The sequence below is a fragment of the Cytobacillus depressus genome (assembly GCF_008923245.1).
GTDB lineage: Bacteria > Bacillota > Bacilli > Bacillales > Cytobacillaceae > Cytobacillus > Cytobacillus depressus.
In genome coordinates, this window is record NZ_WBOS01000001.1 from 150,679 (window position 1) to 164,217 (window position 13,539).

The following is a 13,539-nucleotide window of genomic DNA, read 5'->3' on the forward strand; positions in this document are numbered from 1 at the left end:
ATGAGTACTAATGTTCACACACAATTAAATTCTGTATTAGAAGAGATAAACAGAGCTTCAAGTTTATATAAAATCGACGTTCAGCCGCTTAAACAGCAATTAGAGGAACTGCAGCAAACCGATTTTTCAGCTAATCAGCATGCCCTTCTATATTCCTTAAACAACATATCAATGGATCAGCCAGACTGGACCTTTCTTGCTGCTCACTTATATTTAAGAGATTTGTATATGCAGGCAGCAAATAATAGAGGATATGACGAGAAATTAAAATATGGTGATTTTTACAGTCTCATCAACAAACTTACTAACATCGGGATTTATTCAAAAGATTTAGTGAGTTTCTATTCTAAAGAGGAGATCACTCAATTAGGAAAAGTGATTGATCCTGAAAAGGATTATTTATTTAATTATGTTGGTCTGTTTCTCATAGCTGACCGTTATCTTGCTAAAGATTACGAAAAAAATATTTATGAGCTGCCACAGGAGCGATTCATGATTATTGCCATGACATTAATGAAAAATGAAGATAAAACAAACCGAATATCATTAGTCAAGGAAGCTTATTGGGCTTTAAGCAATCTATATATGACTGTTGCTACTCCAACACTTGCAAATGCAGGAAAAAGCTATGGCCAGTTGTCATCCTGCTTTATTGATATAGTCGATGATTCATTAGACAGTATCTACCTGAATAATTGGGATATTGCCAGATTAAGCAAGGATGGCGGCGGAATTGGAATTTATTATGGAAAAGTCCGTGCTTTAGGTTCTGACATTAAGAAGTTTAAAGGAAATTCCTCAGGTGTTATTCCTTGGATCAGGCTTGTGAATGATACGGCTGTCAGTGTCGATCAGTTAGGGCAAAGACAAGGAGCAATTGCCATCTATTTAGATGTCTTTCACAAAGACATTATGAATGGATTTTTAGATTTAAAGACAAATAACGGAGATGAGCGCAGGAAAGCACATGACATATTTACAGGGGTAGCAATCCCGGACCTATTCATGAAGAAGCTTGAAGAGGTGAACGCAACAGGCAGAAGCATTGGAGAATGGCATACGTTCTGCCCACATCAAGTAAAGCAAATAATGGGCTGGAAGGATGAGAATGGGAACCCGCTAGGACTAGAGGATTTTTACGATGAGTCTGCTGAGAAACTTTTTACAGAAAAATATGAGGATGCGGTTAGCCACCCTCTTCTACCTAGGAAGACTTACCGTGCAATGGATATTATGGCTAGAATCATGGTTTCTCAATTGGAAGCAGGCACACCTTATATGTTCTATCGAGATGAAGTAAACCGCCAAAATCCGAATAAACATTTAAAAGGCATCGGACGCACTTCTATATATTGCAGTAATTTATGTACAGAAATTATGCAAAATATGTCAGCTACTACGATTCAAAAGGAATATCAAGATGAAGAAGGAAATATCATCATTGTCCGAAAACCAGGTGATTTTGTTGTATGTAATTTATCCTCTATTCATCTTCCAAATGCGGTTAAGGCCAATGCTTTGGAACGCCTAATTCGAGTACAAATGAGAATGCTAGATAATACAATAGATATTAATCATATTTCCGTCGGACAGGCAAAATGGACAAATCAGAAATACAGGGCAGTTGGATTAGGCTCATTTGGTTGGCATCACCTCCTTGCTATAAAAGGAATCCACTGGGAATCTGATCAAGCAGTTGAGTATGCAAATGAACTTTATGAGGATATCGCCTTTTATACGATACAAGCTTCAATGGAACTAGCAAAAGAGAAAGGTGCCTATAAATTATTTGAAGGCTCTGAGTGGCAATCTGGCGAGTATTTTAAACGTAAAAAGTATTCCTCCGAACGATGGAATAAGTTACAAAATGACATTCAAACATATGGTGTTCGTAATGGCTGGATGCTTGCAGTCGCTCCAAACTCATCAACAGCCAAAATTGGCGGGTCAACAGACGGTATCGATCCTCTTTATGCGATTGAATATGCGGAAGAAAAGAAAAATTTCAAGTTTAAAGTCACCGCACCTGAATTAGATCATCACACTTACAACTATTACCGTCGTGTGAGGCATGAATTAAACCAATTATGGAGCATTAAACAGAACGCAGCACGGCAGCGACATATTGATCAATCGATTAGCTTCAATCTCTATGTTCGTCATGATATTAAAGCAAGGGATTTATTACAGCTTCATTTAGAAGCCTGGAAGCACGGTTTAAAAACGACCTATTATGTTCGCAGTACTTCACAAACTGAAATTGATGAATGCGAAGCTTGCCATAGTTAATATATTAGTGATTTGCCGGATATATCAGTGACTTTTCGGAAATATTGGCGACTTCCCGATTATATCGGCGACTTTCCGATTATATCGGCGACTTTCCGATTATATCGGCGACTTTCCGGATATATCGGCGACTTCCTGGTTATATCAGAGACTTTCCGGATATATCGGCGACTTTCCGATTATATCGGCGACTTTCTGGATATATCGGCGACTTTCCGATTATATCGGCGACTTTCCGATTATATTGAATTCTATTTTCAAAAGGAGCGATTCCATGTCACATCAACCATTATTAACAAAAATAAAATTGCTTAATCCTGCGTTCCCAAATAAATCTACTAGTCTAGTAAACGGTCAAGCATCAGGTATATTAAATTGGAATGACATTAGATATCCCCAAATGTATCGAATGTATCAAACTTTATTATCCAACTTCTGGAAAGCCCAAGAAATCAATATGCAAGACGACATTAAACAATGGGATACTTTAACTACAAAAGAACAGGATGTTTTTCTGCGGATAAATACACAGCTTGCTTCACTTGATAGCTTGCAAACACCAATGATGACTCAAGTCATGGATTTTGTCACAGATCCAAGCTTTAAAGCGATTTTTGCTGTTATTTCTCAGCAGGAAGCAGTTCATAATGAATCTTATTCTTATATTTTGAGTTCGCTTATTCCCATCAATGAACAAATTGCCCGCTTTGACCAGGCAAAGGATGACCCTATTGTTCGAAAACGCAATCAATTAATTCTAGAATCTTATGAAAAATTCAGAAATAGCCCAACGCTGCAAAATTTATTTGAGCTTGGAATTAACTCGATTAATTTAGAGGGAATTTATTTCTATGCAGGCTTCGCCTTTTTCTATAACCTGGCACGACAGCAAAAAATGCTTAAAACGAGTTCCATGATTAGTTATATTCAACGTGATGAAATGCAGCATGCCTACTTCATTGCGCAATTTATCCGTATTCTCCTTGCTGAAAATCCGGAATTGAATACGGAGCAAAATAACCAATATGTATATAATACGATTCAAAAAGCAGTCAAGCTTGAAAAGGAATGGGCTCAATATATATTGAAGGATATTCAAGGAATCGATTTAGATGAATTTGAAGGCTATGTTGAGTACCTTGCTAATAAACGGCTTCGACAATTAGGACTTCAAAACCTATATGAGGGACGAGAAAACCCAATGCCTTGGATTCATGTATTTAGCGATGAAATGATGAATGAAACGAAGTCCGACTTCTTTGAACAAAAGTCTCGTACGTATACGAAGGTTTCTCAAGATAATGGTTTTGATGAACTATGAGGATTGGAATTATTTATACCTCGATTAGCGGAAATACAAAAGAATTAGCCTTATTAATAAATAATCAGTTCAAACAAAGAAGCTTAGATGTTTATTTATATAGCATAGAACAATTTGCCTGTCATCGGTTAGATGAATTTGATGCAATTGTTATAGGCACTTACACGTGGGGCAATGGAGAAATTCCGGATGAAATGATGCCTCTTTATCAGGAGTTTAAGAAGATCGATAGAAGAAACATAGTAACAGGTGTCTTCGGGACTGGGGACAGTTTTTATCCTCATTACTGTGGAGCGGTCGATATGTTCAGAGACCTACTGAATGTAAAAACAGATTTATCGGTTACTTTAAAAGTTGAATTATTGCCCCAACAACAGGATATAGCAAGATGCAATAAATTCGTAGATTTATTACTTGCTCGGTTTGAAAATTTGATATTGCATTGATTGATGATAAAATGTAACATGCATTATTAAAAATTTTCAAGGAGTGTTGCAAATGGCTGTTGATGTGTATCTTAACTTTAATGGAAATTGCCGAGAAGTAGTTGAATTTTATGCTGATGTTTTTGGAACTGAACTTCCAAAAATCATGACATTTGGTGAGGCCCCTCCAAATCCAGAATATCCACTGCCAGAGGAAGCAAAAAATCTTGTTATGCATGCAAGACTAAATATTCATGGCAGCAATGTCATGTTTTCTGATGTTTTTCCAGGCATGCCTTTTATTGAAGGCAATAATATTAGCCTTGCGGTCGTTAGTACGAATCTTGATGACGTGAAAGCTCAATTTAACAAAATAAAAGAAGGCGGTAAAGTAGCGATGGAGCTTCAGGAAACCTTCTGGAGCAAATGCTACGGACAAGTTACAGACAAATTCGGCATTGCTTGGCAATTTAATTATGATAATGGCGAAAGCGTTATGTAGGTGTTAAACATAGACTTTACGACCTATTAAAATGTGATTGCTATTACATAAATCCAAAAAAGACCTATGAATAGTCATATTTGACTGTTCATAGGTCTTTGCCCAGTTCTTAATATTTCATTACTCCGCCAGTATTTGCTGATGTCACAAGCTTCGAATAGCGTGCTAAATAACCCTTCTTCACTTTCGGTTCAAAGCCCTTCCAATTCGCTTTCCGTCTTTCCATTTCTTCATCAGAAATTTCGAGCTGGATCGTGCGTTTCTTTAAATCGAGCTCAATGATATCACCATCTTCTACAAACGCAATTGGTCCGCCTTCTGCCGCTTCAGGAGAAATATGTCCGATAGAGATTCCTCTTGATGCTCCTGAGAAGCGTCCGTCTGTAATTAAGCCCACTTTCGCTCCAAGCCCTCTTCCAACAATTTGCGAAGTCGGAGCAAGCATTTCCGGCATCCCAGGACCGCCTTTTGGTCCTTCATAGCGGATCACTACTACATGTCCTTCTTCTACTTTCCCAGTAATGATTCCTGAAAGTGCATCTTCTTGAGAATCAAAGCAGATGGCAGGTCCTCTATGGTAGCCGCCCACAGATTCATCAACGGCACCGACCTTAATAATAGAACCATCCGGAGCTAAATTTCCGAATAGAACAGCTAGTCCGCCTTGCTCAGAATGAGGGTTATCTAATGGTCGAATAACGTCCTTATCTAAAATATCACTACCTGCTACATTTTCACGGATTGTCTTTCCTGAAACAGTCAGACATTCTCCATTAAAGGCACCTGGCTTCTTTAGTAGCTCATTAATGATTGCACTAACTCCACCTGCATTATGAACATCTTCAATGTGATAATCAGACGCAGGAGCGATTTTTGCTAAATGCGGAACACGAGTAGCGATTTCATTAATGCGCTCTAATGAGTACTCAATTTCAGCTTCATGAGCCAATGCTAACGTATGAAGAACCGTATTTGTCGAACCGCCCATCGCCATATCTAATGCAAATGCGTTATCGATTGCATCAATTGTAACAATGTCCCGAGGCTTAATATCCTTCTTAATTAGCTCCATTAATTGTTTGGCGGATTGCTTAACAAACTCTTTACGTTCCTCAGCAACCGCTAAAATCGTGCCGTTTCCTGGAAGGGCAAGACCAAGTCCTTCCGCTAAACAGTTCATTGAGTTCGCTGTAAACATTCCCGAGCAAGATCCGCAAGTTGGACAGGCAAGTTGCTCAATTTCTAGCAATCTAGCTTCATCAATTTTACCAGATTGGAAAGCACCTACCCCTTCGAATACAGATGTTAAGTCAAGCGGATTACCAGCACTATCTGTTCCCGCCTTCATCGGGCCGCCACTAACAAATATTGTAGGAATATTGAGGCGGAGTGAGGCCATCATCATTCCAGGTGTGATTTTGTCGCAATTTGGAATACATACCATGCCATCGAACCAGTGTGCCGCTACAACTGTTTCTACGGAGTCAGCAATAATTTCACGGCTTGGCAATGAATATCTCATCCCAATATGCCCCATCGCAATTCCATCATCAACACCAATCGTATTCATTTCAAATGGAACACCACCAGCTTCGCGAATTGCTTCTTTGACAATTTTCCCAAATTCTTGTAAGTGAATATGCCCCGGAACTATATCAATATAAGAATTGACAACAGCGATGAACGGTTTACCGAAGTCCTCCTCTTTTACACCCGCTGCACGTAGCAAACTTCTATGCGGTGCACGGTCAAATCCTTGTTTAATCATATTACTGCGTAATTCTGCCACTCTGATCCCTCCACATTTCGTTAGAAAAGCGCAAGCGCCTTGTTCACCCCCGACAAGCATAAGACGATTCGAACGGAAAGGTGTTCTTTACCTTTCTGGGCGAAGCGGCTTATGACCTCGAGGGGGTAGGCGCTGGAGCTAGACATTATAAATAAAGACCATCTAATAATTAGATAATAAAAATGATTTAAATAATATAATAAATTAAACACCAATTCTTTCAAAAAGTAAAGGAAAAACTTAAAAATTCAGTATTTTTATAGAATAGAGGCATCTTTAATATTTTATTTCGCAATAATTTATTGATATTAAAAATGATCTTGTACGTCAACTCAGTGAATATAATATATGTTAACCAAAAATAAAAATAGGTTGACATATACACATAAGAGGACTTATTCTAAATTTAATACAGCATTTGGAGGAAATGATGATGAAAAAGAAACTACGAGCGATTGATTTAACCCTTGCTAGCATGTTTGTCGCCTTGATGTGTATTGGCGCGAATATCACATCCTTTGTCCCTTTTATGGTCATCGGTGGAGTTCCGATCACACTGCAAACCTTTTTTGCCATTCTTTCTGGCGCCATTTTAGGCAGCCGGCTTGGCGCAATAACAATGGCTGTTTATGCATTTGTCGGTCTTGCAGGCGTACCTGTTTTTGCAAAATTTGGCGGAGGCTTATCTTCTCTCATTAGCCCAACATTTGGATTTATTCTTTCTTATATTCTCACTGCTTATGTAACTGGGAAAATTATCGAAAAGAAAAAGACTTTACCTGTCTATATTTTTGCAGCATTAGTTGGAATGGTTATTAATTATGTGTTAGGAACGAACTGGATGTATTTTGCCTATAAACTATGGGCTTCTGCTCCAGAAGGCTTTACTTATAAAATGGCTTGGATGTGGATGGTTGTCCCACTGCCAAAGGATATTATTCTTGCGATTCTTGCCGGTATGATGGCAATTCGACTTGAGCACAAAGTTTTCGCACGCAGTCAATTAAGAAATACACAACGCGCTTCTTAAAGCGGAGGAAATTGGAGGAGACCAAATTGGGGAAATGGAATAAGCTTGCTCAAAATATATTAGAAAGCCACGAGCTTTCGGACGAAGAAGCATTAAATGTATTAAATTGTCCTGATGGAGAACTATTGCAGCTTCTGCATGGTGCATACAAGGTGCGCCACCATTATTATGGCAATAAGGTTAAGCTTAATATGATCATAAACACAAAATCGGGGCTTTGCCCTGAAAATTGCGGCTACTGTTCACAATCAAGCATCTCAACTGCACCAATCGAAAAATATCGCATGATGGATAAAGATTCGATCGTTAAAGGAGCCGAAAAGGCTTATAATTTAAATATTGGGACGTATTGCATCGTAGCCAGCGGCAGAGGCCCAAGCAATAAGGATGTAGATGAAGTCGTTTCCGCTGTTAAGGAAATAAAAGATAAATATAAGCTAAAAGTATGTGCTTGTCTAGGGATATTAAAGCCTGAGCAGGCATCCAGATTAAAGGAGGCTGGCGTGGATCGATATAATCATAATATTAATACGTCGGAGAATCACCATGAAGCCATTACAACCTCCCATACATATGCTGATCGTGTAAATACAGTTGAATTAATTAAGGAGCACGGAATCTCCCCATGCTCCGGCGTCATTATTGGTATGAGGGAAACAAAAGAAGATGTTGTCTTAATGGCTAGAAGTTTAAAGGCCCTTGATGCAGATTCCATTCCGGTTAACTTCCTTCATGCTATTGAAGGAACCCCCCTTGAAGGAACAGATGAATTGAATCCAAGGTATTGCCTTAAAGTGTTATGTTTAATGAGATTTATCAATCCTTCTAAGGAAATTCGCATTTCTGGCGGTCGTGAAGTTAATTTACGAAGCCTTCAGCCACTTGGTCTTTACCCAGCAAACTCTATTTTTGTTGGTGATTACCTGACTACCGCTGGGCAAAAAGATTCAGCTGATCATCAAATGCTTAAAGATCTCGGTTTCGAAATCGATTTCGCGCCTGTAGATGCAGCAATTTGCTGAATTGAATAATAATTATAAATGTCCGATATTAATATAAAGTCTACACAAATGATAAGGGTCAGACTCCACAACAATTATGGAAGTCGACCCTTTACTTTACTGAACAACAGGTTTGTTTATATTTCTTGCAGTTCAGTAATTTCTACTGTTGATCTTTCTTCAAGTGGCCCCCGTAAATGCACAGTGGCTGTTTTTCCATCTTCATTTAGCATGTCAATCCAAACAGAAGCACCATTGTATGTAACTTCAATATCCGCTGATGAAGATAGAATTTGTTTTATACGAGTAGCATCCATTTTGGCTCACTCCTTCTATAGTTTCTATTTTATTTTTTGTTGCAGCGAGAAAATTATCCTCCTAATAAAAATCATCTCTCCATTGGAATAAAAGATCACTAGCCCTTTTTACAACTGAAATAATAATTATCATTAAAATAGTAGTCGCTATGACTAATTTGAAATCAACTACGTGCAGGATGCCCTTATTAATAAGTAAATAATCAAATAAGACTTTAATTATTGCGAAAATAATTAAAGTGAAATAATTATACGAAAAAAGTATAATGACTGTGACTGGAATAGAAATGATAATTCCAAGAAGCGTATTAAATATAATATGATCCTTATAAATTGAGTCAAACAAGCCGGGAGTATACCATTTCAAGTGATAAACGGTTGTCAAAAAGTATGAGACAGGATGAAAGATTGTATTTAATAACATAAAAATTGTGATAAATTGATTGGCTGTAGATCGATTATTCAGTCGTCTCTTCCACCATTTCATAATGAAAGAACCTAATAATAGTAAAGCAGTCGTGTACCACGTTTCCCACCAATGATGCTCGTAAATACGAAGTAGCAAAAAAGCTTCCTCAATTAATGCCACAATAGAAATGATCAATAAAACCCATTTTGTTTTCAATTGAAATGCTAAAATTGCCATTAATATTGTTGGGATAAAGATCCCTTGAGAAATAATCGAACCAAATATATTGTTTTGCCACAGACCTTGAAAAACTTCGGGATTATACGTATAACTATCCAGCAAAATAAAGACAATAAACTCGCCAAAAAAGGAAAGACCAGCAGCAAAGAAATAAACAGAAAGATTTTTCCGAATATCTTTCGTGCTCTTTAATGTAAAAATAAAAATGATGATACTAATGAAAACTAATGAAAAATACCAAATATAATTTGGCATGCTGCTCACTTCCGATTTTATCAGTTTCCATTATTTTGTTCATGTATGGTTAGGCTATTCAAAAACGGACACTTTCACATGATTTAATAAAAGGAGGCTGTTCAGTAAGTCGTAATCCTCCGACTTCCTGAACAGCCCCGCAATATGTTAACTATTTGAATAAATACTATTATTGTTTACAACTTGTAATTCTCTTGTCGTTTCTTGCATTTCACTTTTGCAGATTGGACATGATGGTTTTTGGCTGCTTTTGAAATTATCTCTTACCCAGCAATTGCATGAGTCTGACGAGCATTCCCATACCTTAACTTCTTCCATCTTGATTTCTTCCGCATTTCTTCTCCCAAATCCCATTGCCATATTAAGGCACCTCCCAAAGGGCAGAACCCTATTTTTCTGTTAAAAATAAAAACACCTGTTAAATAAAGGGAACAAAATTACCGACTCTAAATAACAAGTGAATTTGGGAAACTAATATAAATCATTTATATTATTAGTATAACAGATATTTCCTATAGCGTCAAAAGACAAAACCTATTCTTTTTATCCATTAAATCATTAAAGTGAATTAAATAAAAAATATTTAAAAGCTTTAAATTAATCGTCATACGATTACATTTTTACGGGCAAGGTGTATAATGAAATTTCGTTATATAAGATTTTCGAATGTCAAATTTGTGTTGTTTAAGAAGAAAGGGTGAACCCTATGGAAATTATAAGCTATACGGTGGAACAATTACAAGATCCTACTGGGATTTTATTAGGAGAGCGCTATGAGTTCTTTTTGGATATTTTAGTGGATGACGAAGATGAATTATATTCGGAGAGTGGCTTGCAGCTTAGAATTTTATTTTATAAGCATGAAGATGATTACCGAATATTAAATTATCATTTTCTAACGTCTGAAACTATATTAGACTTCGCATTAGATGAAGATGAGGAAAAGTTCGTTGCACAATTTTGCCGAGAGCATTATGTAGAAGCTTCGGAAAATGAATAAAAGAGCCCCAAAAGGCTCTTTTATTTTTTATGCTTTTGTTACATTTACTGCTTGAGGTCCGCGCTGACCCTCTTCTATGTCAAAGTTTACCTCTTGGCCTTCTTCAAGGGTTTTGAAGCCTTCACTTTGGATCGCAGAAAAGTGAACGAAAACGTCCTCTCCACCTTCAACCTCAATAAATCCAAAGCCTTTTTCTGCGTTGAACCACTTTACTTTACCTGTTGCCATGTTAATCCTCCTAAATTCAATCACTGACAGGAATATATTACCCTGCAAATATTATTATGGGTAATACATTAGGATTCTAACCATTATTACTTATAGTAATACATGGAATTTGGAGTTTAAATAAATTATTTATTGCGCACTCTATTTCTTCTTCTGTCTCTGTTGTCTCTGTTGTCTTTGTTTTCTCTGTTATCTCTGTTTTCTCTTCTATCTCTGCCGTCTCTGCTTGCACTTCTTCCACGATCATTGTAGCGCTTGCGATCGCCTTTTCGATCCATTCTTGGCTTTCTCATCCGAATTGGTTCTACAGCTGTTAATTTAACTGGCGTTACATCAATATCCTTAGTCAATAATTTCAAGGCTGCAGCTAAAAGTGAGACGGAATCCGTATCTTCCAGCAAAGACTCAGCAATTCTTTTATAATCATTATGATCGTTTCTTTCGATTACACCCATTAAACGATTAATGGTAGCCTGCTGATTGCCTGCTAGCACGTCTTTGTATGACGGAACAGGTTGTTTTGTCATTTTACTCTTTGTTACATTCTCAATAATTTTCAAATGATCAATTTCTCTTGGAGAAACAAATGTAACTGCAAGCCCTTTATTTCCAGCACGTCCTGTTCGCCCAATTCTGTGTACATAGCTTTCAGGATCCTGAGGGATATCAAAGTTATATACATGAGAAACTCCACTAATATCAAGACCACGAGCTGCTACATCCGTTGCAACCATAATATCGATCGTTTGCTCTTTAAATCGGCGAATCACTTGGTCACGCTTCGCTTGTGGAATGTCTCCGTGAATGCCTTCTGCTGAATACCCACGTTTAATTAAGCCTTCAACCACTTCATCGACACGCTTTTTAGTACGTCCGAACACGATTGCAAGTTCTGGTGATTGAATATCTAATAAACTGCAAAGAACATCAAATTTCTGTTTTTCATGAACTTCCATATAATACTGTTCAATATTTTTTACAGTCATTTCTTTTGCTTTAACTTTTACTAATTGCGGATCATTCATAAACTTTTCAGCAAGAGATTGAATTCTTTTAGGCATTGTCGCCGAGAAGAGTAGGGTTTGACGTTCACCTTGAATCTCACCTAAAATTCTTTCAATATCTTCAATAAAGCCCATATTCAGCATTTCGTCTGCTTCATCCAGAACAGCCATTTTAATATTACCAAGACGAATCGTTCTTCTCTCAATATGGTCAATCAATCTTCCTGGCGTTGCTGCAATAATATGCGGTTTGTTTTTTAAAGCTCTAATTTGGCGATTAATATCCTGACCGCCATAAATCGGTAATGTCTTTACACCTTTCACATGACCAATTCGATTCAATTCTTCAGCCACTTGAACTGCTAACTCACGAGTTGGAGCAAGCACTAGGCCTTGAATGCCCTCTTCGATATTAATTTTTTCTAATAAAGGAACACCAAATGCCGTTGTTTTACCTGTCCCTGTTTGCGCTTGGCCAATCATATCCTTGCCTTCAAGTCCGATTGGAATCGATTGTGCCTGAATTGGTGTTGGCTCCTCGAATCCCATATTTGATAATGCTTTTACTATTTCATTACTTAAACCAAAATCTGAAAAAGTTGTCAAAATTAAATTTCCTCCTTAGATCGTTCCATATGTGATCAATATTTGTTTGAATAAGAAATCAATTACTACGTTAATAGGTTTTCCAGTTTGCATTCTTTTTTACATTTTATAATAGGAAATTATTATCCCATTCGTATTTATTTTCCTAAAGGGTGCGAGGAAAAAATTTTATTCCCAAAAAGCAAACGTTGGATGGATTTTCTTTTGAGGAATGAATGAAGAATATACAAAGTGGAGAAAAAATAACGTAAATAGAAAAGCGGAAGTGCCTTCGGAACAATCAGTATGCAGATTGTTCCTGCGCTGATTATTCCAAGAAGCTCTCCATAGTGCACATCCCCGACAAGCACAAGACGAGCCTCCCAGAAAGGTGTTATTTCCTTTCTGGGAGGCTTGGCTTGTGACCCCGAGGTCGACAAAAACGCGACGGCCGCATCTCTAAGTCGACACTAGTATGTCCTGTACGTCAGGGGTAGGCGCTGGAGCTAGACAGCAAAAAGTGATGCATGAATGACATGCACCACTCCGTTCTTCCGCATTTGTTCGAAATTAAGCTTTAGTTACGTTAGAAGCTTGAGGTCCACGGTTACCTTCAACGATTTCGAAAGTTACAGCTTCGCCTTCTTCTAAAGTTTTGAAACCATCAGTTTGAATTGCTGAGAAATGTACGAATACATCTTGACCTTCTGAAGACTCGATGAATCCAAATCCTTTTTCTGCGTTAAACCATTTTACTTTACCTGTGTTCATTGTTCATACCTCCAAGAAATGTTTCACTATAAGTCTTTATTATATAACCTTAAATATAAAAAGGTCGTAGCAGCAATAAATGAGGAATAAAATCGTCCACAATTTATTGTAGCTACGACCACTTATCCAAAAATATATATAACGAACATTACAGCGTTAACTTCATATTAAACCGAAATCCTAATATTGTCAATACTAAAAGGCTATAATTAAATTATTTCTCTTTTTGGCTTATTCGAGGGTTAATTCTATTTTGCATCAGCGCTTTCTTTTGTTCTAACACCTAAGACAATGAAAGCCCTACCTCTCTTCCATTTTTACGGCTCCTTGGCCGCGCCAGTGGGAATCAGGTATTACAAACAATTCAATATTC

14 protein-coding genes are annotated in these 13,539 nt (G+C 37.4%); 7 read left to right on the forward strand and 7 right to left on the reverse strand.

Annotation, left to right across the window (positions count from 1 at the left end):
- The 4 genes from F7731_RS00660 to F7731_RS00675 all read left to right on the forward strand — a co-directional run bounded on the left by F7731_RS00660 (position 1) and on the right by F7731_RS00675 (position 4,537).
- Positions 1-2,289: a ribonucleoside-diphosphate reductase subunit alpha gene (locus F7731_RS00660; RefSeq protein ID WP_151532844.1), complete on the forward strand. Its 2,289-nt coding sequence runs from the start codon at positions 1-3 to the stop codon at positions 2,287-2,289.
- Between the two features lie 274 nt (positions 2,290-2,563).
- Positions 2,564-3,610 (forward strand): ribonucleotide-diphosphate reductase subunit beta, encoded by a 1,047-nt coding sequence (locus F7731_RS00665; RefSeq protein WP_151532845.1) that lies wholly within the window; start codon positions 2,564-2,566, stop codon positions 3,608-3,610.
- Positions 3,607-4,056, forward strand: coding sequence for a flavodoxin domain-containing protein (locus tag F7731_RS00670; RefSeq protein WP_151532846.1), 450 nt, complete (start codon positions 3,607-3,609; stop codon positions 4,054-4,056). Before F7731_RS00665 ends, F7731_RS00670 begins: the two co-directional genes overlap by 4 nt.
- Before the next feature lie 52 nt (positions 4,057-4,108).
- On the forward strand, positions 4,109-4,537 hold the full coding sequence (locus F7731_RS00675; protein WP_151532847.1) for a VOC family protein: 429 nt from the start codon (positions 4,109-4,111) through the stop codon (positions 4,535-4,537).
- A gap of 109 nt (positions 4,538-4,646) precedes the next feature.
- Here the strand turns inward: F7731_RS00675 and ilvD are convergent, their stop codons facing one another.
- Positions 4,647-6,326 (reverse strand): dihydroxy-acid dehydratase, encoded by a 1,680-nt coding sequence (gene ilvD / locus F7731_RS00680; RefSeq protein ID WP_425481969.1) that lies wholly within the window; start codon positions 6,324-6,326, stop codon positions 4,647-4,649.
- 433 nt (positions 6,327-6,759) lie between these two features.
- On the opposite strand from ilvD, the gene F7731_RS00685 reads away from it, so the two are divergent.
- Together F7731_RS00685 and bioB are read left to right on the forward strand one after the other, a co-directional pair.
- On the forward strand, positions 6,760-7,356 hold the full coding sequence (locus F7731_RS00685) for a biotin transporter BioY (RefSeq protein ID WP_151532848.1): 597 nt from the start codon (positions 6,760-6,762) through the stop codon (positions 7,354-7,356).
- A 26-nt stretch (positions 7,357-7,382) separates the two neighbouring features.
- Positions 7,383-8,378: a biotin synthase BioB gene (gene bioB / locus F7731_RS00690; RefSeq protein WP_151532849.1), complete on the forward strand. Its 996-nt coding sequence runs from the start codon at positions 7,383-7,385 to the stop codon at positions 8,376-8,378.
- A gap of 116 nt (positions 8,379-8,494) precedes the next feature.
- On the opposite strand, the gene F7731_RS00695 is transcribed toward bioB, so the two are convergent.
- From F7731_RS00695 to F7731_RS00705, 3 genes are all read right to left on the reverse strand, one after another.
- Positions 8,495-8,674: an H-type small acid-soluble spore protein gene (locus F7731_RS00695; protein WP_151532850.1), complete on the reverse strand. Its 180-nt coding sequence runs from the start codon at positions 8,672-8,674 to the stop codon at positions 8,495-8,497.
- Between the two features lie 61 nt (positions 8,675-8,735).
- Positions 8,736-9,578 (reverse strand): hypothetical protein, encoded by an 843-nt coding sequence (locus F7731_RS00700; protein WP_151532851.1) that lies wholly within the window; start codon positions 9,576-9,578, stop codon positions 8,736-8,738.
- Between the two features lie 147 nt (positions 9,579-9,725).
- The gene (locus F7731_RS00705) at positions 9,726-9,938 is read right to left on the reverse strand and encodes a cold-shock protein (RefSeq protein ID WP_151532852.1); all 213 of its coding nucleotides are present in this window, start codon (positions 9,936-9,938) and stop codon (positions 9,726-9,728) included.
- A gap of 346 nt (positions 9,939-10,284) precedes the next feature.
- On the opposite strand from F7731_RS00705, the gene F7731_RS00710 reads away from it, so the two are divergent.
- Complete coding sequence (locus F7731_RS00710; RefSeq protein WP_151532853.1) at positions 10,285-10,578, forward strand: DUF6509 family protein; 294 nt, start codon at positions 10,285-10,287, stop codon at positions 10,576-10,578.
- Positions 10,579-10,605: 27 nt separating this feature from the next.
- On the opposite strand, the gene F7731_RS00715 is transcribed toward F7731_RS00710, so the two are convergent.
- The 3 genes from F7731_RS00715 to F7731_RS00725 form a co-directional block, all read right to left on the reverse strand.
- The gene (locus tag F7731_RS00715; protein ID WP_151532854.1) at positions 10,606-10,806 is read right to left on the reverse strand and encodes a cold-shock protein; all 201 of its coding nucleotides are present in this window, start codon (positions 10,804-10,806) and stop codon (positions 10,606-10,608) included.
- 125 nt (positions 10,807-10,931) lie between these two features.
- The gene (gene cshA, locus F7731_RS00720) at positions 10,932-12,416 is read right to left on the reverse strand and encodes a degradosome RNA helicase CshA (protein ID WP_281352188.1); all 1,485 of its coding nucleotides are present in this window, start codon (positions 12,414-12,416) and stop codon (positions 10,932-10,934) included.
- Between the two features lie 549 nt (positions 12,417-12,965).
- On the reverse strand, positions 12,966-13,166 hold the full coding sequence (locus tag F7731_RS00725; protein ID WP_151532855.1) for a cold-shock protein: 201 nt from the start codon (positions 13,164-13,166) through the stop codon (positions 12,966-12,968).
- Between the last annotated feature and the right edge of the window lie 373 nt (positions 13,167-13,539).